This is a genomic window from Streptomyces sp. NPDC003034 (assembly GCF_053591375.1).
On the sequence record NZ_JBSFTS010000047.1, the window covers coordinates 1 to 21,191 of the forward strand.

The window sequence follows — 21,191 nt, forward strand, 5'->3', positions numbered from 1 at the left end:
TCCGACCAGGACATCCGTGAGGCCCTGTCCGGCAACCTCTGCCGCTGCACGGGCTACGAGAAGATCCTCGACGCGGTCCGCCTCGCGGCCGCCCGCCAAGACCACCACAACCCTCAACAGCCTAAGGGCCATCAGAAACCACAGGAACCTCAGGAACGTCCGGAAGGGGCGGTCTGATCATGGCTGGTACCACCACGGGTATTCCCACCAACGTCACCCAGGGTTCGCAGACGAAGGGCGGCATCGGCGAGTCCACACTGCGCCCGGACGGCACCCTCAAGGTCACCGGTGAGTTCGCGTACTCCTCGGACATGTGGCACGAGGACATGCTGTGGGGCCAGATCCTGCGGTCCACGGTCGCCCACGCCGAGATCGTGTCCATCGACGTGTCCGAGGCGCTCGCGATGGACGGCGTCTACGCCGTCATGACGTACGACGACCTGCCGGCCGAGACGAAGAACTACGGCATGGAGTTCCAGGACACTCCGGTCCTGGCCCACGGCAAGGTCCGCCACCACGGTGAGCCGGTCGCACTCGTGGGCGCCGACCACCCGGAGACCGCCCGCCGCGCGGCCGCCAAGATCAAGATCGAGTACAAGGAGCTGCCCCTCGTCACCGATGAGGCGTCGGCGACCGCTCCCGATGCCGTACTCGTGCACGAGAACCGCGATGACCACCACTCCGGTCACGTCCCGCACCCGAACATCGTGCACCGCCAGCCGGTCATCCGAGGCAACGCCGACGAGGCCGCCAAGAAGGCCGACGTCATCGTCAAGGGCGAGTACACCTTCGGCATGCAGGACCAGGCCTTCCTCGGCCCGGAGTCCGGCCTCGCCATCCCCGCCGAGGACGGCGGCGTCGACCTGTACTGCGCCACCCAGTGGCTGCACTCGGACCTCAGGCAGATCGCCCCCGTCCTCGGTCTCCCCGAGGAGAAGGTACGCATGACGATGGCCGGCGTCGGCGGCGCGTTCGGCGGCCGCGAGGACATCTCGATGCAGATCCTCGCCTGCCTGCTCGCCCTGCGCACGAGCAAGCCGGTCAAGATCGTCTACAACCGGTTCGAGTCCTTCTTCGGCCACGTCCACCGGCACCCGGCGAAGCTCTACTACGAGCACGGCGCCACCAAGGACGGCAAGCTCACGCACATGAAGTGCAAGATCGTGCTCGACGGCGGTGCCTACGCGTCGTCCACGGCCTCGGTCGTCGGCAACGCCGCCTCCCTCTCGGTCGGGCCGTACGTCATCAACGACGTCGACATCGAGGCCATCGGCCTCTACACCAACAACCCGCCCTGCGGCGCCATGCGCGGCTTCGGCGCGGTCCAGGCCTGCTTCGCCTACGAGGCCCAGATGGACAAGCTCGCGGCCAAGCTGGGCATGGACCCGGTGGAGTTCCGGCAGAAGAACGCGATGGAGCAGGGCACCATCATGCCGACCGGGCAGCCGGTCGACTCTCCGGCGCCGGTCGCCGAGCTGCTGCGCCGGGTCAAGGCCCGCCCGCTGCCGCCGGAGCGCCAGTGGGAGACCACCGACGGCTCCGACGTCCGCGCGCTGCCGGGCGGCCTCTCCAACACCACCCACGGCGAGGGCATCGTCCGCGGCGTCGGCTACGCGGTCGGCATCAAGAACGTCGGCTTCTCCGAGGGCTTCGACGACTACTCGACCGCCAAGGTGCGCATCGAGGTCATCAACGGCGAGCCCGTCGTGATGATCCACACGGCCATGGCCGAGGTCGGCCAGGGCGGCGTCACGATCCACGCGCAGATCGCCCGTACCGAGCTCGGTGTCACGCAGGTGACCATCCACCCGGCCGACACCCAGGTGGGCTCGGCCGGTTCGACCTCCGCCGGCCGCCAGACGTACATGACCGGCGGCGCCATCAAGCATTCCTGCGGACTCGTCCGCGAGAAGGTCCTGGAGATCGGCCGGCGCAAGTTCGGCTCGTATCACCCGGCCTGGGCCTCGGCCGAACTGCTCCTGGAGGGCGGCAAGGTCATCACCGACGGCGGCGAGGTGCTCTCCACGCTCGTGGACGTCCTGGAGGACGAGGTCGTGGAGGTCGAGGAGGAGTGGCGCCACCGCCCCACCGAGGCCTTCGACCTGGTCACCGGCCAGGGCGACGGCCACGTGCAGTACTCCTTCGCCGCGCACCGCGCGGTGGTGGAGGTGGACACCGAGCTCGGCCTGGTCAAGGTCGTCGAGCTGGCCTGCGCCCAGGACGTCGGCAAGGCGCTCAATCCGCTGTCCGTCGTCGGCCAGATCCAGGGTGGCACCACCCAGGGCCTCGGCGTGGCGATCATGGAAGAGATCATCGTGGACCCGAAGACCGCGAAGGTGCGCAACCCCTCCTTCACGGACTACCTGATCCCGACGATCCTCGACACCCCGACCATCCCGGTCGACTACCTGGAGCTGGCGGACCCGAACGCGCCGTACGGAGTACGCGGCATCGGTGAGGCCCCGACCCTCTCGTCCACCCCGGCCGTCCTCGCGGCGATCCGGAACGCGACCGGCCTGGAGCTCAACAAGACGCCGGTCCGACCCGAGCACCTCACCGGGACCTGACCGACACCCTTCGCCGGCCTCGTTTCCGGGCGGCGGCACGTGTGCGTGCGTGCCCGTGCCGGTACGCCGCGCCGCCGCCCGGGAGCGGACTGGAGGTGTACACACACGTGCACCTCACAGGGGAGGGAGAGGGCCAGGGCTGCTTTCGGCTCAGTGGACGGAGAACCCGCCGTCCACGAAGATCGACTGACCGGTGACGTAGCCGGAGGCGCGGCTCGCCAGGAACACCGCCGCTCCGGCGAAGTCCTCGGCCAAGCCGTTGCGCCCGACCATCGTGCGCGCGGCCAGCGCCGCCACCTTCTCCGGGTCGGACGACAATCGTGCGTTGAGCGGGGTCATGACGAAGCCGGGCACCAGCGTGTTGCAGGTGACGCCGTGTGGCGACCACGCCTCGGCCTGGGAGCGGGCCAGCGACTCCAACGCCCCCTTGGAGACCCCGTAGGCGCCGCTGTGGACGAACGCCCGGTGCGCCTGCTGGGAGGTGATGTGGATGATCCGCCCGAAGCACCGCTCGGCCATACCGGGGCCGAACCGCCGGCCCAGCAGGTAGGGCGCCTCAAGGTTCAGCGCCATCGTGGCGTCCCACACATCCTCGCTCAGCTCGTCCATCGGCGGCCGCAGGTTGATTCCGGCGCTGTTGACGAGGATGTCCGGCTCGCCGAACACTTCGGCTGCCTGCTCCGCCGCTGCGCGTACGCCGTCGCGGGTGCTGAGGTCGGCGCTGACCCAGGCTGCGCGGCAGCCGTCCGCCGTCAACTCGTCGACCACGGCCGACAGTTCTGCCTCCTTGCGTGCCACGATCACCACGCCCGCCCCCGCCCGCGCGAGAGCCCCGGCGATGGCTCGGCCGATGCCGGAACTGCCCCCGGTGACCATGGCGACCCGGTCGTCCAGCGAGAACAGTTCGGAGAGGTAATTGCTATGCGAGACCATGCCCGCACCCTAAACGGCGCAACGGTGACAGACCCCGGTGGGAATGCGTCGGAACGGGCGGTGGGCGGCCCCGCCGCCGTCGGCACACGACTGCGGCGCGGCGACTGCGGCGGGATTGAGACCCCTTCAACTCCCCTTCAAGGCCCCCTGCGCACGCTGAGATCCGCATATTCTCGTCGTGACCTGTCGGTGCGGTGACACGAAGGACGCGGGGATGAGCGGAAGCAGGGGCGGTGGCGAGGCGCCGTGGAATCCATACGGAGGGCAGCCGCCGCCGCAAGCGGGTTGGCCGCCCGTGCCGCCACCGGGCCCATGGCCGTCGGCCCCGACCCGACGGCTCACCTTCGGACGTCTCTTCAACCCCATCGCCGTGGGGCGCGCGGTGTTCACGCCGTCCCGGCCCGACCGGGTGCACGACCCGGTGGTGAAGAAGGTGCAGGTCTTCCGTACGATCGTCGGCCTGGTCGCCATCAGCTGGATGCTGCTGTCCTACGGGCTGGCGTCGGACGCCGACGCCGTGGTGGACGACCGCTTCGACCAGATCCGCACCACCCTCATCACGCTGGGGGTGACCTTCCCGGTCGCCGTAGCCGCCTTCATCGCGGCGGCCCGCCCACCCAACCGGCGCCTGTTCTTGCGCCGGGTGGGCAAGCCCGCCGGGGCGCTGCTCGCGCTGGTCGTCACGCTCGCCGTGCCGAGACTGATCACGGGGCTGGGCTACGTGACCGAGAACACGGACTGGACGGCGTCCGCAGGCCGGGTGGTGCTGCTGTTCGCCCTGGGTGCCTTCATGCTGTGGCTCACCCCCTTCGCCTTCTACGGCATCGCGCAGTCGCTCGTGCACGTCTTCCGGACGGCAGACCTCCACGAGACTGTTCCACCGCTGCTCGCCACGCTCCTCGTATGGGAAGTCGCCCTCTTCGACGTGTTCCGGGGCGCCTACGACAGCGTCCCGCTCGGGATACGGGTGGCCATCACCCTGGGAGCCCCGCTGTCCGTCACCGCCGTGGCGCTGTGGGAACTGCGACGGCTGCGTACGCGGCACGGCATCACCCTGCGTGGAGCACTGCTTCGCTGAACCGCCGCGGCGGGGGGCATCGTAGGCGGCGGCGTCAACGGGGCAGGTGTGCGGGGCCGGCGTCGAGGCCGGGCCCGTTGCTGGTGCCGGATTGCGCGAGGAGGTGCCGGAGCCAGCGGGTACGGGCGTTGCGCGCGTCCTGGCTGAGGGCCGCCTGTGGTGCCAAGCTGTCGAAGCCGTGGCAGGCGCCTGGCCATACGTGCAGTTCAGCCTGTCCGCCGGCCTGCCAGATCGCGTTCGCGTACGCCACGTCCTCGTCCCGGTACATCTCCGCCGAGCCGACCTCGATGTAAGCCGGGGGGAGTCCGGAAAGGTCCGTGGCACGGGAGGGGGCGGCGTAGGGCGGCAGGTCCGCGGCGCCGTAGCGGTCGCCCAGCAGTGCCTGCCACGCGGTCGCGTTGGAGGTGAGGTCCCACACGTCGAGGCCCGTCATCTGATGAGTGGAGAAGGTGCTGTTGCGGTCGTCGAGCATGGGGCAGAGCAGCAGCTGCCCGAGTGGCTGGGGGCCGCCGCGACCCGGGTCAGCAGTGCGAGGGCCGCGGCGAGCCCGCCACCGGCACTCTTCCCTGCGACGATGATGCGGTCGGCGTCGATGTTCAGTTCGGCCGCGTGCGCGGCGGCCCAGACGAGTCCGGCGTAGCAGTCCTCCAGTGGTCCCGGATACCGCGTCTGTGGCGCCAACCGGTACTCAACCGAGATGACGGCCAGCTCCAGCGGGAGGGCCCACTCGTGAAGAACGCGCGGAAGCACGGACCACGCGTTGCCCATGACCATTGCGCCGCCGTGCATGTAGTACAGCAGAGGCAGCGGCCCGACGAGCCCGGACGGCCGGGCGCTCACGAGTGTGACGCCGGGTCCGCCCGGCGGTCCCGGCACGCAGAGCTCCACCACGTCGAAACGGCCGTCGGCTCGAAGTCCCTTGGCTGTCGGTCTGGGTCGGGTGGAGGCGTCCCGTTTTTGGCGGGCTTCAAGATTGTCCGGGGTGAGTGGCTCTCTGGGCTCCCGGCTCAAGGCGGCCAGTCCGGGGCTCAGTTCGGGGTCGAAGGGGGGTGGGGTGTTCGGGTCGGGCGGGCGGCTGGGTGTGGAAGGTGTGCGGCGGAGGTTCATGAGGCGCCGCGGGCGGGTTCGCCGAGCGGCGGATCTTCCCGGTGGCCACCGTCTTGAACGCGATCTTTTCCGCTGGAGCGACGCGCGTCTCAAGGCCGTTGGCGGTCCCGATCCGCAGGACGTCCAGCGTGCTGCCCGCGGCCGCGAGGCGGCCCTGCAAGGTACGGATCCGGTCAGGTCCGGGTAGGTGTGACCACCGGTCCCTGCGCCCGTTACGGGCAGCCGGAAAGAATGGGGGAGCGAGGAAGTGTCACCCGGGTAACCCTACTGTCCTGGGGCTTCGAGGACGGCGTATCGAAGGTTCGCCAACGGTCTGTGCGTACGTTGTGCTTGGGGGCGCTGTTGGTGGGCCGGGTGGTATCGGTGTTCGGTAGGTCGGCTTGTTTGACGGGCTTGGTGAGGGCGGTCGGGTGTTGTGGCCGTGTAGGTACAGGGCCCGGGCCAGGAAACCGGCGGCGGTCGTGTACAGCAGTGTGCGCCATAGGTTCGCGCGGGCCCAGGGGCCTTCGAAAGCGCGGCGCACGGCAGCCGGATCGGTGATGCGGCCGGCCGGTCCGGCTTTCTCCAGGGCGTTGTTCAGCGGGATGTTCACTTTGTTGGTGACACCCATCGACAGGATGTAGCACACCAGCGCCGCGGCCAGCGGGGGCAGCACCTCACGTCCGTCGGGGGGGATGTGCAGGGCCGGGGCCGGCGTGGTGGAGAGGAACGCGCCGATGTAGCCGAGGGGGAACCAGCCGTTGAGGATGGCCACGTTGATGCGCTGCGTGACCTGGATGACCGTACGGTCATCGGTCCGCTTCAGGCCGGGCGTCACGGGGACGGAGAATCCGTGGAACAGGCCGTTGATCAGCCCCATTGTGAGTGTTGCGGCGATCAGCGAGGCCAGACGTGCGTTCTCGATCGTGGGTCCCCCTGCTCGCCCGTCCTCGCCGGCACGTGGGTGATCGATTCTTCGGGAACGGGTCATGGTCATCGGATCGTTCGGATGGTCAGGTCACCGCGATGATACGGCCGCTCGGCCCGGGCCGGGCCCGGGTTCGGGCAGCCCTCGGCCATCTCTTGAGGGCGGCCGGTCGGCGGATTTCTCCGCCGGAGGCGGGGGCGGGAGTGCGCCCGGCTGGGCGTGTCGGGCGGGCGGGCCGCCGGCGGCGGTGTGACGCTGTGTTGTGAGGGCTCACCGTGGGTGTGGGCTCCGGTTGGACAGGCATCCGGCACCGCCGGGCAGCGCCCGAGGTGGGCGAGAGGATACGGACCCCGCAGATGGAGCAGGCATGGCCACCCAGAAGAACCTTATCGCCAACCGCGCGTCCTTCTTCCACAAGGTCCGCTACGCCGCGCGCCGCCCCCGGCGCATCGCCCCGTATCTGAAGCGGGCCGCCCGCGACCGCTGGCTGGCCTTCAAGTACCCCGGCCATGTCGACTACTACCGGGCGGTGATGGCCTGCGACACCCGCCGCGACCCCGAGGCCGCCGTCGGCAGCCCGACGCACGAGCGCTGGCTGGCGCTGGGGCAGATGCAGTTCGACTACCTCCTGGGCCACGGGCTGAAGCCGCAGGACCGCATGCTGGACATCGGCTGCGGCAACCTCCGCGGGGGCTGGCGCTTCATCGAATACCTCGACGCGGGCCACTACTACGGCATCGACATCTCTCCCGACATCCTCATCGCCGCCAAGCAGACGCTGACCGACCGGGGGCTGCAGGCCAAGGTCCCGCACCTGACCATCACCAAGAACCTGAGGCTGGATTTCCTGCCCGAGGACCACTTCGAGGTGGTCCACGCCCACAGTGTCTTCTCCCACTCGCCGATCGAAGTCATCGACGAGTGCTTCGCCCACGTCGGCCGGGTGCTGGCCCCCGGCGGCTACTTCGACTTCACCTTCGACCGCACCACCGGCGCGGAACACCAGGTGCTGCGCGAGGACTTCTACTACCGCACCGAGACCCTGCTCGGCCTGGCCGCCCAGCACGGGCTGAGAGCACGGTTCATGGAGGACTGGGAGGGACTCGGCCACGGCCAGTCCAAAATCCGCGTCACCACCGACTGACCGGCCGAGCAGCTGACCGGCCGACCGGCCGAGCAGCTGGCCGGCTGGTCGGCTGGCCGGTGGGCCGGTGGGCGGACCGGTGGTCTCAGGGGCGCAGCGCCCCCCCGCAGGGACAGGTTGTGGTGGCGGCGCAGCCGGTGCACTTCCCAGCGGGGCAGGGCGGTGACGCTCGGGGGCGCCGGGTTGCCGCATGCTGCCCGCGGCCTCCGCCGCTCAGCCGCCCCCCGGGCCGGGACCCGTGCCCGAAGCCGGCGGCGGAGCGGCGGGGGAGTGGGTGCCGTAGCCGTCCGGGAGGGGCTGTTCGGCCCAGATGGTCTTGCCGCGGGCGTGATAGCGGGTGCCCCACAACTGGGCGAGCTGGGCGACCATGAACAGTCCGCGTCCCCCCTCGTCGGTTTCCAGGGCGCGCCGGATGTGCGGGGAGGTACTACTGGCGTCGGTGACCTCGCAGATCAGAGTGCGGTCGCGGATCAGCCGCAGCTGGATCGGCGCACTGCCGTAGCGCACGGCGTTGGTGACCAGCTCACTGACCACCAGCTCCGTGGTGAAGTCCAGCTCCCGCAGCCCCCACTGTGCCAGCTTCCCCGCCGCCAGGGCCCGGGCCCGGGCCACCGTCTGCGGCACGGCCTCCAGATCCCAGGTGGCGTGCAGGTCCGCCGGCAGCTCCCGTACGCGCACCACCAGCAGCGCCACATCGTCCTCGGGCCGGTCGGGCACCAGCCGGGCGACCAGCCGGTCGCAGATGTCATCGAGCCCGGCCGCCCGAGCGCGGTCACCGGCCGCCGCCGTCCTCACGGCCTGCGCCAACGCCGCGGTCACCGGCCGCCGCCGTCCTCACGGCCTGCGCCAACGCCTGCACCAGCCGGCCGGCGCCCGGACCGGTGACGGCACCGGCACCCGGACCGCTGCCCGGGCCGCTGCCCGGGCCGCTGCCTTGGCCCGCCGGCTGCACCAGGCCCGCGGTGTACAGCACGAGCAGATCCCCGTCATCGAGGGTGAGTTCACCGCTCTCGAACGGGGCGCCGGCCGGGCCGAGCGCCAGGCCGCCGCCCGGCCGGTCGAGGACCTCGGCCCGTCCACCGGCCGAGACCTTCACGGGAGGCGGATGCCCGGCCCGCGCCACCGCGCACGAACGGGAGACCGGATCGAAGACGGCCGTACACGCACGTCGTGCCGGCCGCCCGGCCGGCGAGGTCCTTACCGTACTCGTCCTGGAACCGGTTGACCTGGTCATTGAGGTGCGTGAGCAGTTCCTCGGGGGACAGGTCCAGATCGGCAAGGGTCCGCACGGCGGTACGGATGCGCCCCATGGTCACCGCCGCGTGCAGGCCCTGCCCCGGCACGTCGCCCACCACCAGCGCGACGCGGGCCCCCGACAGGGCAATGACATCGAACCAGGCACCTCCCAGCCCGGCGTGCCCGCTGGCGGGAAGGTAGCGCGAGACCGCTTCCACGGCGGCCAGGGCGGGCAGCTCCTGCGGGAGGAGACTGCGCTGCAGCGCCAGAGCCGTCGTGCGTTCGCGCTGGTAGCGGCGGGCGTTGTCGATGCAGACGGCGGCGCGCGCCACGAGCTCCTGAGCGAGCAGCACATCGTCCTGCTCGTAGGGGCGGCTCGGCCCGAAGCGTACGAACTCCACCGCGCCCAGAGCGGCGCCCCGCGCGGACATCGGCACCAGCAGCCACGAGCAGATGCCCTCCTCCAGCGTCTGCTCGGCCGCCCGCGGATCGATCGGCGCGAGCGCCGCGGCCAGCTCCTCACCCGTCATCAGCAGCGGCTCGCCCGCGGTCATGGCGCCGGTGAACAGCGGCCCCGCACTGGAGATGAAGGGATCGACCTCGCCCACCCCGGCAACCGTGGCGGCCGCAGTACCCGCCACGGCGGCCATGGCCGTGCGGCGCAACGGCATCGCCTCGCCCACCGGACCGGTCACCGGCTCCTGCCCGCCGAAGACGGGAGTCAGCAGATTGACGTAGGCGTGGTCGGCGAACCGCGGCACGCTCACACTGCACAACTCCTGCGCGGTCGGCAGCACATCGAGCATGCTCCCGATCCGCGTGCTCGCCTCGTTCACCAGCGCCAGGCGCTCACGCGCCCGGGCCTGCTCGGTCACATCCGCCACCGCGTGGGCCAGCGCGATCACCTCCCCGCAAGAGTCACGCAACGGCAGGATCGTCTCCAGCCACACGTACTCATGACCCGGGTCGGCGGGCAGCCGGCCTTGCACCTCGCTCTGCACCAGGGCCCGCCCGCTCTCCAGGACCTGCCGCTGCCGCGCCTCGAAGGCATCGGTGTCCAGCAGCCCCGGCGGCGCCACCTCCGCCATCGTGTGCCCGGTGAAATCCCGGCCCCCGAACCACCCCGCACGGCGCCGCCCGGCATTCTGCGCCAGGAACCGCAGCCGCGTGTCGAAGACGTCGATGTCGAACGGCGACTGCGTGAACAAGCCCCTCACCAGAGCGGCACCCAGCTCCCGGCGCCGGGCGGTGTCCGCGTCCGACGCCTGGACCAGCCACTGACGCTCACCGCCCGTCGACACCAGCCGGCGCACCTGCACCACGGCCCGCACCCGGTGACCAGCGCGGTGACGCAGCGCCACCACACCCAACCGCACCACCTCGCTGCCCGCCTCCCCCCACCGCACGGCCGGCCCGGCGGCATCCGGCCCGCCCTCCAGCAGATCACCCGCCCGCCGCCCCCGGACCTCCCGCGCCGTATAGCCGAGCAGGCGCTGCGCCCCGGGACTCCAGGCCACCAGCGCGCCCCGCCCGTCCACGACGGCGTAGGCCTCCTCACCCGGCTCCGCCAGCAGGCCGGCGCCGGCCTCAAGGACGGGGTCGTCCATCACTCCACCCCACTCGGTGATCCGCTGGTGCACGGGCCAACGCCCCACTCTGCGGCCTCGCCCCATGATCCGCCGCACCCCCGCCCCGCGCCCCGTCACCGCCAGGCGTGTCGCGGCACGGCGCCGAGCGCTCCACCCGAAGCCGGGAGCGGCACCGCCCAGGCCAAAGCAGCGCAGGGCAAGGAGGGTTGGGCCGATACCAGTGACGTTTCTGTGGTGAACGGGCTACGCCGTTGGGGTGAGTAAAGGCAGCGCAGGGAGAGATTCTCCGGATGGCCAGGAAATGATCAGCTTTGGGTAAAGAACCGCCGTGTCGCGGCCCCTGACCCTTGCCCCTTATGTAAAGACGCAACCCCTTCGGAGGAACCGGACGATGACTTACGGGACCAAGCTGCGAGAAGCGATCGCCGAGCCGGGCACGACCCCCCTCATCGGCGTCTACGACATGTACTCGGCCTCGGTCGCCGCCGGCCACTACGACGGGATGTTCGTCTCCGGCTTCGGCTTCGCCGCCTCGTACTACGGGCTGCCCGACATCGGCTTCATCGCCTGGCCGGACATGGTGGCCTTCGTCCAGCGGCTGCGCGGCGCCTTCCCCCAGCACCACCTGCTCGTGGACATCGACGACGGTTACGTCGACCCCGAGGTGGCCTGCCACGTGGTGGAGGCACTGGAACGCGGCGGTGCCTCCGGCGTCATCCTGGAGGACCAAAAGCGCCCGCGCCGGTGCGGGCACGCCGACGGCAAGCAGGTACTGCCGCTCGCGGAGTACCTGGAGAAGCTCGACATGGTGCTGGCGACCCGCAAGGACATGGTCGTCGTCGCCCGCACGGACGCCACCGAGGAGGCCGACATCCTCCACCGGGCCGAAGCCCTCGCCGCCACGGACGCCGACGTCGTCCTGGTCGACGGGGTGCGCAGCGTGGAGTGGATCCGGCGCATCCGCGAGGTGACCGGCGGCAAGCCGCTGCTGTTCAACCAGATCGCCGGCGGAAAGTCGCCGCGCCTCTCGCTCAGCGAGCTGACCGGGCTCGGCGTCGACGTGGCGATCTACAGCACACCCTGCCTCTTCGCGGCGCACCGGGCGATGGACACGGCCCTCACCGAACTGCGGGTCGCCGACGGACGGCTGCCGCAAACCGACGAACGCGGTGAGGTGGGGGTCGGTGAGTCCACCAGGCTGTTGACGCAGAACATCGCGCGGCACCGCGCCGTGCCCGCCGCACGGGAAAGCGTCGGCGTGTGAACCGTGCGCGGATCCGGGCCGCCGCGGCCGTCGCCGTGGCCCTGATGGCGGGCGCCGCGGCGCCCGCCGCGGCCGGCGAGAGCCTGATCACCGTGATCGACAACTCCCACGCGGACTCCGTGGTGGAAGTCGACCGGGCCGCCAACCTCCAAAGCGGCAGCGGCACCGCCGGCAGCGACCACGAGGGCAGTGACGACGACGGCAGCGCCGTGGAGATGCTGTCCACAGTGATCGAGGCGGTCCACTCCCGGTGAACGCGGCCCTTCACACCACCGGCCCGGGCCGGGCGCGGACGGCCGCACACCTGCCCGGGGTGTACTGACCGCTCTGAGCACTCCGACCGTTCTGAGCGCTCTGAGCGCTCTGAGCGCCGTGAGTCGCGGTGCCCGGCGTTACGGGCAGACCCGGGCCGGGCCATGGCGCCGCAAGCCCCCCGGCCCCCGCCCCGCCCGGCACCGCACCCCCGCCGCGCGGCCAGGGACGCCCGCAGTACACGGGCGCCCCTGCGCCCGCCCGGCGGGGCGCAGAGGCGCGGCAGGATCCGGAAAGACACGCCCTGCGGGCGTTGCGTCATTCGCCGCCCCCGCAGGAGGAGCCCCCGCCGCCGCAGGACGAGCCCTCTCCGCCTGCGCCTCCTCCGCGCGAGCGGCCTCCGCGCGAGCTGCCGCGCGGAGGCCCGCCTCCTCCTACCGCCGCGATGAACAGCACGACAAGGACGATCCCCACGCTCACCGGATACTCCATGTCCTCCACCCCCCTGCCCGTTCTCACCTGGGTGCGGGTGATGCCCCGCACGGCCGGCGCGCCCAGCACACCTTGAGGAACTCCAGAGCTTCGGCCCCACCCGCACCGCGGGCGGCCGGCCCGGGCGTTCACCGCGCGAGACTGGGTAGCCGGGCACTGGAGGTTCCTGCGGCACGTGACCGTTCGTGGAGAGGCTGAGCGACGTGACCATTCCGGAAAAGAGCAAGAGCGCCGGCAGCCCGGCGCCGCTGGCCGGGGTCAGGCCCCTGGCCGCGGTGGACCTGGCGCTGAAGAACCTGGCCTCGCCACCCCAGGGGCCGGAGCAGTTCACCGTCGGCGCGGCCCTCGCCTACCAGTGGGCGCTGGGACGCAGGGCCCGCGCCCCCGTCACCAGCGCCGATGGCCGCGGCGTGCCGGACCTGCCGCTGCTGACGGCCGAAGTCGATGCGGCCGTCGTCCAGCTGGATGACCCCACCACCCCCGCCGACCTGCGTGACTTCACCCGCGGGGTACACGACGCCCTCGGCTGGGTCTGCGGGTACAGCGACCAGCGCCCGTGACCGGCCGGGGCCCTGCCGGCCCCCGGCCAGATCCTCGACCGTGCCGCCGCCCTGCCCTGGCCTGCCCGCGCCCGCCCTGCCCTGGCCTGCCCGCGCCCGCCCTGCCCTGCCCTGGCCTGCCCGCGCCCGCCCTGCCCGCGCCCGCCCTGGCCTGCCCGCGCCCGCCCTGGCCGCACTGCGTTGGTGCTCCTTGCCCCGCCGGATCATGCTTGTCAGTGGAGGCCCCTGGCCGTGCAGGTTCCCGTGGGACAGCGGGCAGGAAACTAGCGAGGGCGAGATGAGCGGCGATGGAGCGACTTCCCACCTCTCCTGGTGAACGGCCGCAGGAGACGGACGCCTCCCCACAGCCGGCATACCCGGCCGAGACCACCTACACGGCCTCGGCCAGCATCAACGAGGAGGGCACCGTCACCGAGTGGAGTGAAGGTGCCCGCCGGCTGCTCGGCTACCTGCCCTCCGAGGTCGTGGGACTGCCCGCCGACCGCCTGCTCGCCGACGGCCTCAGCGATACCGCGCGGCGGATCGCGCCCGGGCAGGAACAGTGGAGCGGCACCGTGGCGCTGCGCCACCGGGACGGCCGGCGGCTGGAACGGGCCCTGATCGCACACCGCTGGACCTCCAGCGGCGGGACCGCCAAATGGTTCGTGGTGTCCGCCGTTACGAGCACCCCCTCCACACCCCTGGACCAGCCGCTCAAGGAATGGGCGTTCACCCAGTCCCCCTGCTTCCTGGCGATCTTCGACGCGGACCTGCGGCTGGTGCGGGCCAATGCCGGCATGGAACGCACCCTTTCCCTCACCGAGGCCGAGATGCGCGGACTGCGCCTGCCCGAGCTCGCGCCCGACCCCGTCAGCGACGAAACCGAGCGCAGGATGCGCCTGGTACTGGAGAGCGGGGAGCCCCAGTACCTCGATGCCTTCATCCGCCCCACCGGCGAGAGCACCGAACGCGGCTGGGCGACCTCGCTGGCCCCCCTGCGCGACCCGCAGGACCGGGTGTGCGCCGTGTACCTGGCCGCGCACGACCGGACCGGAATCGAAGCCGACCGCCAGGAGATGCTCCTGCCCAACCTCGCCGACGCCCGCATCGGCACCACCCTGGACAGCGCCCGCACCGCGCAGGAACTGGCCGACACCGCCGTCCCCCGCCTCGCCGACTTCGCCGTCGTCGACCTGCTGGAACCTCCCCCGCGCGGCGACGAGCCGCCCTCCGGCCCGGTGGCAGGGCCCGTCACCGTACGCCGTACCGCCGTGCGCTCCATCCTCGAAGGCAGCACGCAATCCCAGATCGCGGTCGGAGAAAGGACCATCTACCCGCCGCTCTCACCGCCCGTCGAGTGCCTGGCCGCGGGCCGCGGCGCCGTGTACGGGACAGCCGACCCGGCCGTGGCCCGATGGGTGAGCCAGGACCCGGGGGCCGCCTGGATCAGCGAGTACGGCACCCACTCGATGATGGTGGTGCCCCTGCGCGCCGCCGGCCTCACCCTCGGCCTGGTGATCTTCAGCCGCCACCAGCGCCGCGAGCCCTTCCAGCCGGAAGACCTGTGGCTGGCCGAGGAACTCACCACCAGAGCCGCCGTCAGCATCCACAACGCGCGCCGCTACACCCGCGAACACACCACCACCATGACGCTGCAGCGCAGCCTGCTCCCGCACACACTGCCCCAGCAGGCCGCACTGGAGATCGCCACCCGCTACCTGCCCGCCGGCAGCGGCGCCGGCGTGGGCGGCGACTGGTTCGACGTGATCCCGCTGTCCGGCGCCCGGGTCGCCCTCGTCGTGGGCGACGTGGTCGGCCACGGCATCCGTGCCACCGCCACCATGGGCCGGCTGCGCACCGCGGTACGCACCCTGGCCGACGTCGACCTGCCGCCCGACGAACTGCTCACCTACCTCGACGACCTCATCATCCACCTGTCCGCCGACGAGGCCGACCGCGACGCCGCCGGGGAAGCCGCCGGAGGCATCGGCACCACCTGCCTGTACGTGGTCTACGACCCGGTCACCCGCCGCTGCACCGTCGCCCGGGCCGGCCACCCCCCGCCCGCCGTGGTCTCCCCGGAGGGCTCCGTGTACCTCCTCGACGTCCCGGCCGGACCGCCGCTGGGCCTGGGCGGCCTGCCCTTCGAGACCGTCGAGGTCGAACTCCCCGAGGGCAGCATCCTCACCCTCTACACCGACGGCCTGCTCCAGGCCCGCGAACACGACATCGACGAGGCCCTCGACCGCATGTTCGCAGCCCTCATCCTCCCCGCCTCCACCCTGGAGACGGTCTGCGACCGCGTACTGACGGCTCTGCTGACCCACCCTCCCGAGGACGACGTCGCCCTGCTCGTCGCCCGCACCCGGGCCCTGCACAGCGACCAGGTCGTCGTCTGGGACCTGCCCAGCGACCCCTCCGTCGTCGCCCGCGCCCGCCGGCACGCCACCGACCAACTGACGGCCTGGGGACTGGAGGAGGCCTCCTTCGTCACCGAGCTGCTGGTCAGCGAACTGGTCACCAACGCCATCCGCTACGGCGAGCCGCCCATCCAGCTGCGGCTGATCCACGAGAACACCACCCTGATCTGCGAGGTCTCCGACGCCAGCAGTACCGCCCCGCACATGCGGCGCGCCCGCATCTTCGACGAGGGAGGGCGCGGCCTGCTGCTGGTCGCCCAGCTCGCCCAGCGCTGGGGCACCCGCCACGCCGCCGTCGGCAAGACCATCTGGGCCGAGCAGTCCCTGACCGGGTACTGAGGCCTCCCTCGCCGGACAGGCATCGGACAGGCGCCGGACAGGCGGGCGGCGGCGTGGCCCGCAGGCGACGGTGTGGCCTGTGACACGCCTGTGACAGACGGCGGACACCGTCATGAACTCCCACGAGCAAGCTTTTCGGTAGGGACAAACAGCGACATTCACGCATATGTCCCCTGCTTCCGAAGGCGCGAGCAGCGATGACCGAGCCGATTCGTCGGAGGAAATCCCATGAGCCTCACCCTCACCCCGCCGCACGCCGCAGCCGCCGCACCCGCGCTGGCCCCGCGTGAGCAGGAAGCACTGCGGCACATCGCCGCCGGACGCACCTACCTGCAGACGGCCCGCCACATGGGACTCTCCAAGCACACGGTCGACGCCTACCTGCGCCGCATCCGGGCCAAGCTGGGCATCAACAGCACGGCGGAAATGACCCGCCTGGCCATCTCCCTGGGGCTGTGACACCGACCGGCCTCACGGACAACCGCCGGCCGGGAAACCGGCCCCCGTACCCCTCCCGGCCCCGTGCACCTCGCGCGCCCCACCCGCATCCGGGTGGGGCGCACCCGCTTGTACGAAGCGCGACGCTCTACGGCCCGCCGGACAGGCCGCGGAAGACCGGCCGGGCCCAGGCCGGAGGCTCCGGCGCCGCCACCACCGTCCCCGCGGCCCCGGCAGGCCGCTGCCCCGACGGGGACGGCGCATCGGCGCCCTTGCCGGCGCCGCCTCCCGTGGCCGCGCGCAGGGCCGCCACGAACTCCAGGCAGGAGCCGTAACGGTCCTCGGGGACCTTCGCCAGCGCCTTCGCCATGACCTCGTCGGCCGCGGGCGCGATCCCCGGCCGCCTCTCGGTCAGCGCGGGGGGCTGGTCGTACTGGTGCGCCCACAGCAGCGCCACGTCCTCGTCACGCTGGAAGGGCGGCCCGCCGGCGAGGGTTTCGTAGACGACACAGGCGAGGCTGTAGAGATCGCACCGGCCGTCCACCGGCCGGCCGGAGATCTGCTCCGGCGCCATGTAGTCCAGCGTGCCGACGAACTCGCCCGCGGTGGTGAACCCGGTCAGCGACAGCGATTTCTTCGTCAGCCCGAAATCGGTGAGATAGACGTGCTCGGGGTGGTCGCTGTCGGTGCCCGCGGCGACCAGGATGTTGCCCGGCTTGACGTCCCGGTGCACCAGATCGTGCTCATGGGCCGCGTCGAGTGCGGAGGCCACCTGGGCCGCGATGCGCAGGGCGGTCGCGACGGGCAGCGGACCGTCGCGGTCCAGCAGGGCCCGCAGATCCAGACCGGCCACGTACCGCATGGCGATGTACAGGACGCCGTCGGTCTCACCGGCTTCGAAGATCGGCACGATGTGCGGGTGGTCGATCTTCGCGGCCACCCGCGATTCGTGGGTGAAGCGGCGCCGGAAGGTGTCGTCGCGGGCCCGCTCCGGGGCGATCAGCTTGAGCGCGACCGTACGGTCCAGGCGCAGGTCCTTCGCACGGTAGACGACGGCCATGCCACCGCGGCCGATCATCCGCTCGACCCGGTAGCCCGCGATCTGCTTCCCGATCAGACCGGAGGCCCGGCCCGTGTACATGCTCAGGTCAGATCCCGAGCTCATCAGGCACCCCCCTCAGCCGGCCGAACCGGCGGGGCCCAGCGCCGCTGCGCTGCCTATGGGCGAAGGTGCCGATCATGCCGACCCCGTCCTCGATAGTCCGTGACGTCCTCGATGGTCCGTGACCGGCCTCCGCACGCACCGCCGTCTCGCGCCGCCGGACACGGGCGCCGTCCACCGGAGACCTTGCTCAACGGGCCGCGCTCGCCGCGACGGTGCCGACTGGGGCGCGCAGTCGACGCGACAGGCCGCCCTTCCCTACCTGAAAGTCTATCCAGTGATCCATACGCGTGCCCGGTGATGCGTAGGGGGGCAGCCGGTGATGCGTACGGGGGTCAGCCGGCGCCGCCGTCACCGCCGCGGCCGCCCTGACCGCTGCTCTGGCAGCCGGCCCCGACGCAGATCCCGCCGTTGCCGCCCCTGCCGCCCTTGCCGCCGTCACCGCCGGCCGGCGCGTCCCCGCCCCTGCCACCGTTGCCGCCGTTGACGCTGCCGTGGCAGACCCCGACACAGGTCCCGCCGTGGCCGCCGTTCGTGCCGTCGCCGCCCGGCCGGCCCTGGGTGCCGTTGCCGCCGTTGGCGCTGCCGTTGCACAGCCCGACACAGGTCCCGCCGTTGGTGCCGTTGGTGCCGTTGACCGTTCCGGCGCAGTTGCCCACACACACCCGATCGCCGACGCGGACACCGCCCTTGCCCACGCTGACGCCACCCTTGCCCGTCTTGACGCCGCCCGAGCGGCCGTCACCGTCCCCGAAGGGGGAACCGGCGAGGTGGCCGAGGGATACCGCGGCCGGCTGGCTCGGCTGCGCCGGAGCCGCCGTGGCGGCCGGCGCCATCGCACCGGCACCGATCAGGGTCGAGGAGATGACGATACCGAGACGGAACTTCCAAGAACGCACACGCATGACATTCACCCTTGCCGAGAAATCGCTTTTCCATGGGACGCGGTCGTGCTCGCTCGCTCGATTACTTCTCGCTTGCTTGCCGCTCGCTTGCTTTCCGCGCCTTTGTCAGCTGGAGGCCGGCGGTCCGAACCGCCGGCCTCGTCTGCTTCCCCCAGTCCTTCCGCCCCGGCTCAGGAGGGGAAAGAACCCTTCATCAGGGCGAACCAGTTGCCGTCGAGGTAGTCCTTCTTCCAGGTGTCGAGCTGCTCGTGCGAGACGTCGTACTTCTTGGCGATCTTCTCCTTCGTCGTGTCCGATTCGTCGGCCAGCATCACCATGACGATGTAGACCTTGTCCACCACCGTCAGCTTCGACTTCGGCTTGTCGGGCAGGTCATCGAACCGCAGGCACCCCGGGCGGCCGGGCTTGCCGGGCTCACCCGGCTGACCGGGCTTGCCCCCCTTGCCGCCCTCTCCGCCCTTCCCGCCCTCTCCACCCTTGCCGATCACGGCGCAGGGTTCCGGGTGGTCAGCGGCGGCCGAGGAGCTGATGCCGGCCGGGGCGTGGGACTCCGATGCCTGCGCGGCGCACGCCGTGCCGGTGACGAGAGCCAGGGAGGCCGCCGCCAGGATGAGCGGACGCTGCCAGGGACTTCTGAACATGGGGGTTCTCCGTTTTTTCCGTAAGCACGGGTTTCGCTTGCGGGGTGGTGATGGGGGGTCGTGGTTGAGGGGGTGGGGGTGGAGGCCTCGGCGGCCTCCACCCCGTCGGGCCGGGTGCCGGGGTCAGAAGATGCTGATGCCTCCAGCGCCACCGCCGCCGCCAAGGCCGCCGAAGATGCCGCCCTTGCCGCCCTTGCCGCCCTTGCCGCCGTTGCCTCCCTCGAAGACGCCGTCACCGCCCTTGCCGCCCTTGCCGCCGTTACCGCCGATCAGGACACCGTCGCCGCCGCCACCGCCGGAGCCGCCGCTGCCGCCGAACAGGCCGCCACCGCCGGCCCCGCCGCCACCGCCGTTGCCGCCGATCACGCCCTCACCGCCGCCACCGCCGCCGCCACCGCCACCGCCGGACAGGACACCGGTGCCGCCCTTGCCGCCGTTGCCGCCGTTACCGCCGGTTCCCTTGACGCTGCCGCCACCGGAGCCGCCGGAGCCGCCCCCGCCGCCGACGAGGCCGCCCCCGCCCTCACCACCGTCCCCGCCGGCGCCACCGGCGGCCGGGAAAGCGGCAGCCACCTGGGCGGGCATCGGAGCGGCCGTCGCCACCGACGCCGGAAGGACGATCCCTCCTCCGATCACAGCGGCCGAAGCAACCAGCGTCGCAAGGCGAAAGCCCCGCCGTCCGGGACGAACAACATTGTTGGTGCGAATCTTGCGGTTCATGATTTTCTCCTACTGAATGAGAGGGAATGGGGTGCCCCGAAATCCGGGACGATGCGGTGACATCGGCGAGAGAAAGAACCCTCCGAGAGGTATTCCGTTTCCTCCGTGCTGCCTCATTTCCTTTTCGGTGAGGCCCGCACCACAAGTAAGCCCCGGCCGGCACACCCCGGTCACGTTCCGGAAAGTCGGGACTTGACAGGCCCCAGAACACCGACTAAAAGACCGCCTGCACGCCCGCCCCCCGGGCCCTCGGCACCCGGACACGACAGGAGCCCGGCTGGGAAAACCCAGCCGGGCTCCTGTCTGAACTGCCGGCCGCCACACCTCGGTGATCACGTGGTGCGGGGGCCGGGGAATCCGCTCACGGCGGGCCCGGAGCCGTCACTCCCAGGCGCCGGGGGACCGCAGGGGTCATTCGTATCCCCCCTCGGTGTCGGGAGCCTTGTCGGGGACCTTTTCGAGGACGTTGTCGGGAACGGTCTCGGGCTTCTGGCCCGGGTCCGGCCCGGCCGGGCTGCCGGGGGCCTTCTCCGGCGCCTTCTCCGGGGCCTTGTCCGGCTTCTGCTCGGGCTTGGCGGGAGCCTTGTCGGGGTTCTCCTCGGGCTTGGCCGGGGCCTTCTCCTCGGGCTTGGCCGGGGCCTTCTCCTGGTTCTCCTTGGGCTCGGCGGGAGCCTTGTCGGAGTTCTGGTCGGGCTGGTCGTCCGGGGCCTTCTCCGGCGCCTTCTCCGGGGCCTTGTCCGGCTTCTGCTCGGGCTTGGCCGGGGCCTTGTCGGGGTTCTCCTCGGGCTTGCTGCCGGGGACCTTCTCCTGGACGTTGTCGGGGACGGTGTCGGGATCCTGATCCGGGTTCCCGTCGGGCTGGTTGCCCTTGTCAGGGGCCTCTTCGGGAGCCTTGTCCGGCTTCTCGTCGGGCTTGGCCGGGGCCTTGTCCGGCTTCTCGTCAGGCTTGTCCGGGTTCTGATCGGGCTGGTTTCCCTGGTCGGGCTTCTCCTCGGGCTTGGGCTTCTGGTCCGGCTTCTGCTCGGGCTTGTCCGGGGCCTCGTCCGGGTTCCGGTCAGGCTGGGTGCCCTGGTCGGGCTCGCCGGGAGCCTTGTCGGTCTCCTCGCCCCGTTCCTTACCGGGATCCGTCCCCTTGTCCTTGTCCTTGTCGTGGTCGTGCTCCCCGCCCTTGTCCTTGTCGGGCAGCTTCTCCACTGGTCCGGGCTGGGGCTGGGGCAGGACCGGGTACGGCGAGTCGGGGGTCTGGCCCTTCGGGGGCGGGACCTCGTAGTCGTGCTTGCCCTGCACGTCACCGCTCGGGCGCTCGTACCATCCCTTGCGGTCGTGGTCGAACATCGTGACGCTCTTCACCGGCTTCTCGGCGGGTTTGACCGCGACGAGGTCGGTGGACTGGAACGAGGACCACTCCTTGCCGCTGTACGTCTGCTTGCCCTGGACGGCGACGGGCGGGGCCAGGGG

At 71.5% G+C, this 21,191-nt stretch carries 18 protein-coding genes and 3 pseudogenes; 9 read left to right on the forward strand and 12 right to left on the reverse strand.

What is annotated here, in order from left to right; translation table 11 throughout:
• A partial coding sequence (locus ACWDX7_RS27930) for a 2Fe-2S iron-sulfur cluster-binding protein (protein ID WP_451493288.1) occupies positions 1 to 177 on the forward strand: 177 nt, incomplete at its 5' end.
• Positions 178 to 179: 2 nt separating this feature from the next.
• Positions 180 to 2,567 (forward strand): xanthine dehydrogenase family protein molybdopterin-binding subunit, encoded by a 2,388-nt coding sequence (locus ACWDX7_RS27935; RefSeq protein ID WP_451493287.1) that lies wholly within the window; start codon positions 180 to 182, stop codon positions 2,565 to 2,567.
• A 150-nt stretch (positions 2,568 to 2,717) separates the two neighbouring features.
• On the opposite strand, the gene ACWDX7_RS27940 is transcribed toward ACWDX7_RS27935, so the two are convergent.
• Entirely contained in the window at positions 2,718 to 3,500 is a 783-nt protein-coding gene (locus ACWDX7_RS27940) for an SDR family NAD(P)-dependent oxidoreductase (RefSeq protein ID WP_451493286.1), read from the reverse strand.
• 382 nt (positions 3,501 to 3,882) lie between these two features.
• Between ACWDX7_RS27940 and ACWDX7_RS27945 the strand changes: the two genes are divergently transcribed.
• Positions 3,883 to 4,578 carry a hypothetical protein gene (locus tag ACWDX7_RS27945; RefSeq protein WP_451493285.1) on the forward strand — a complete coding sequence of 232 codons (696 nt, stop codon included), beginning with the start codon at positions 3,883 to 3,885 and terminating at the stop codon, positions 4,576 to 4,578.
• A gap of 34 nt (positions 4,579 to 4,612) precedes the next feature.
• Here ACWDX7_RS27945 and ACWDX7_RS27950 read toward each other — a convergent pair.
• From ACWDX7_RS27950 to ACWDX7_RS27960, 3 genes and pseudogenes are all read right to left on the reverse strand, one after another.
• Positions 4,613 to 5,685: pseudogene (locus tag ACWDX7_RS27950) on the reverse strand (alpha/beta hydrolase).
• Between the two features lie 13 nt (positions 5,686 to 5,698).
• A pseudogene (locus tag ACWDX7_RS27955) lies at positions 5,699 to 5,907 on the reverse strand (glycosyltransferase); the annotation flags it as partial.
• A 28-nt stretch (positions 5,908 to 5,935) separates the two neighbouring features.
• Positions 5,936 to 6,661 (reverse strand): anthrone oxygenase family protein, encoded by a 726-nt coding sequence (locus ACWDX7_RS27960; RefSeq protein WP_451493284.1) that lies wholly within the window; start codon positions 6,659 to 6,661, stop codon positions 5,936 to 5,938.
• Between the two features lie 298 nt (positions 6,662 to 6,959).
• On the opposite strand from ACWDX7_RS27960, the gene ACWDX7_RS27965 reads away from it, so the two are divergent.
• The gene (locus tag ACWDX7_RS27965; RefSeq protein WP_451493283.1) at positions 6,960 to 7,736 is read left to right on the forward strand and encodes a class I SAM-dependent methyltransferase; all 777 of its coding nucleotides are present in this window, start codon (positions 6,960 to 6,962) and stop codon (positions 7,734 to 7,736) included.
• Positions 7,737 to 7,949: 213 nt separating this feature from the next.
• Here ACWDX7_RS27965 and ACWDX7_RS27970 read toward each other — a convergent pair.
• The 3 genes and pseudogenes from ACWDX7_RS27970 to ACWDX7_RS27980 all read right to left on the reverse strand — a co-directional run.
• Positions 7,950 to 8,504 (reverse strand): annotated as a pseudogene (locus ACWDX7_RS27970) (ATP-binding protein); the annotation flags it as partial.
• 4 nt (positions 8,505 to 8,508) lie between these two features.
• On the reverse strand, positions 8,509 to 8,832 hold the full coding sequence (locus ACWDX7_RS27975) for a hypothetical protein (RefSeq protein ID WP_451751998.1): 324 nt from the start codon (positions 8,830 to 8,832) through the stop codon (positions 8,509 to 8,511).
• A complete protein-coding gene (locus tag ACWDX7_RS27980) occupies positions 8,738 to 10,579 on the reverse strand; it encodes a SpoIIE family protein phosphatase (protein ID WP_451752001.1) in 1,842 nt (613 codons plus the stop codon). Before ACWDX7_RS27980 ends, ACWDX7_RS27975 begins: the two co-directional genes overlap by 95 nt.
• Before the next feature lie 373 nt (positions 10,580 to 10,952).
• On the opposite strand from ACWDX7_RS27980, the gene ACWDX7_RS27985 reads away from it, so the two are divergent.
• The 5 genes from ACWDX7_RS27985 (at position 10,953) to ACWDX7_RS28005 (ending at position 16,326) form a co-directional block, all read left to right on the forward strand.
• On the forward strand, positions 10,953 to 11,825 hold the full coding sequence (locus tag ACWDX7_RS27985) for an isocitrate lyase/PEP mutase family protein (RefSeq protein ID WP_451493281.1): 873 nt from the start codon (positions 10,953 to 10,955) through the stop codon (positions 11,823 to 11,825).
• Positions 11,822 to 12,079, forward strand: a complete 258-nt coding sequence (locus ACWDX7_RS27990) for a hypothetical protein (protein WP_451493280.1) — start codon at positions 11,822 to 11,824, stop codon at positions 12,077 to 12,079. The genes ACWDX7_RS27985 and ACWDX7_RS27990 overlap by 4 nt, the downstream gene beginning before the upstream one ends.
• Before the next feature lie 693 nt (positions 12,080 to 12,772).
• Positions 12,773 to 13,129, forward strand: coding sequence for a hypothetical protein (locus tag ACWDX7_RS27995; RefSeq protein ID WP_451493279.1), 357 nt, complete (start codon positions 12,773 to 12,775; stop codon positions 13,127 to 13,129).
• 287 nt (positions 13,130 to 13,416) lie between these two features.
• Positions 13,417 to 15,867: a SpoIIE family protein phosphatase gene (locus tag ACWDX7_RS28000; protein WP_451493278.1), complete on the forward strand. Its 2,451-nt coding sequence runs from the start codon at positions 13,417 to 13,419 to the stop codon at positions 15,865 to 15,867.
• Positions 15,868 to 16,095: 228 nt separating this feature from the next.
• A complete protein-coding gene (locus ACWDX7_RS28005; protein WP_451493277.1) occupies positions 16,096 to 16,326 on the forward strand; it encodes a response regulator transcription factor in 231 nt (76 codons plus the stop codon).
• A gap of 127 nt (positions 16,327 to 16,453) precedes the next feature.
• On the opposite strand, the gene ACWDX7_RS28010 is transcribed toward ACWDX7_RS28005, so the two are convergent.
• The 5 genes from ACWDX7_RS28010 to ACWDX7_RS28030 form a co-directional block, all read right to left on the reverse strand.
• Positions 16,454 to 17,470 carry a serine/threonine-protein kinase gene (locus ACWDX7_RS28010; protein WP_451493276.1) on the reverse strand — a complete coding sequence of 339 codons (1,017 nt, stop codon included), beginning with the start codon at positions 17,468 to 17,470 and terminating at the stop codon, positions 16,454 to 16,456.
• 332 nt (positions 17,471 to 17,802) lie between these two features.
• The gene (locus tag ACWDX7_RS28015; protein ID WP_451493275.1) at positions 17,803 to 18,372 is read right to left on the reverse strand and encodes a hypothetical protein; all 570 of its coding nucleotides are present in this window, start codon (positions 18,370 to 18,372) and stop codon (positions 17,803 to 17,805) included.
• Between the two features lie 170 nt (positions 18,373 to 18,542).
• Positions 18,543 to 19,013 (reverse strand): hypothetical protein, encoded by a 471-nt coding sequence (locus tag ACWDX7_RS28020; RefSeq protein ID WP_451493274.1) that lies wholly within the window; start codon positions 19,011 to 19,013, stop codon positions 18,543 to 18,545.
• A gap of 123 nt (positions 19,014 to 19,136) precedes the next feature.
• Entirely contained in the window at positions 19,137 to 19,586 is a 450-nt protein-coding gene (locus ACWDX7_RS28025) for a hypothetical protein (RefSeq protein WP_451493273.1), read from the reverse strand.
• Between the two features lie 558 nt (positions 19,587 to 20,144).
• Positions 20,145 to 21,191 (reverse strand): DUF6777 domain-containing protein (locus tag ACWDX7_RS28030; RefSeq protein ID WP_451752008.1); only part of this gene is annotated, 1,047 nt, incomplete at its 5' end.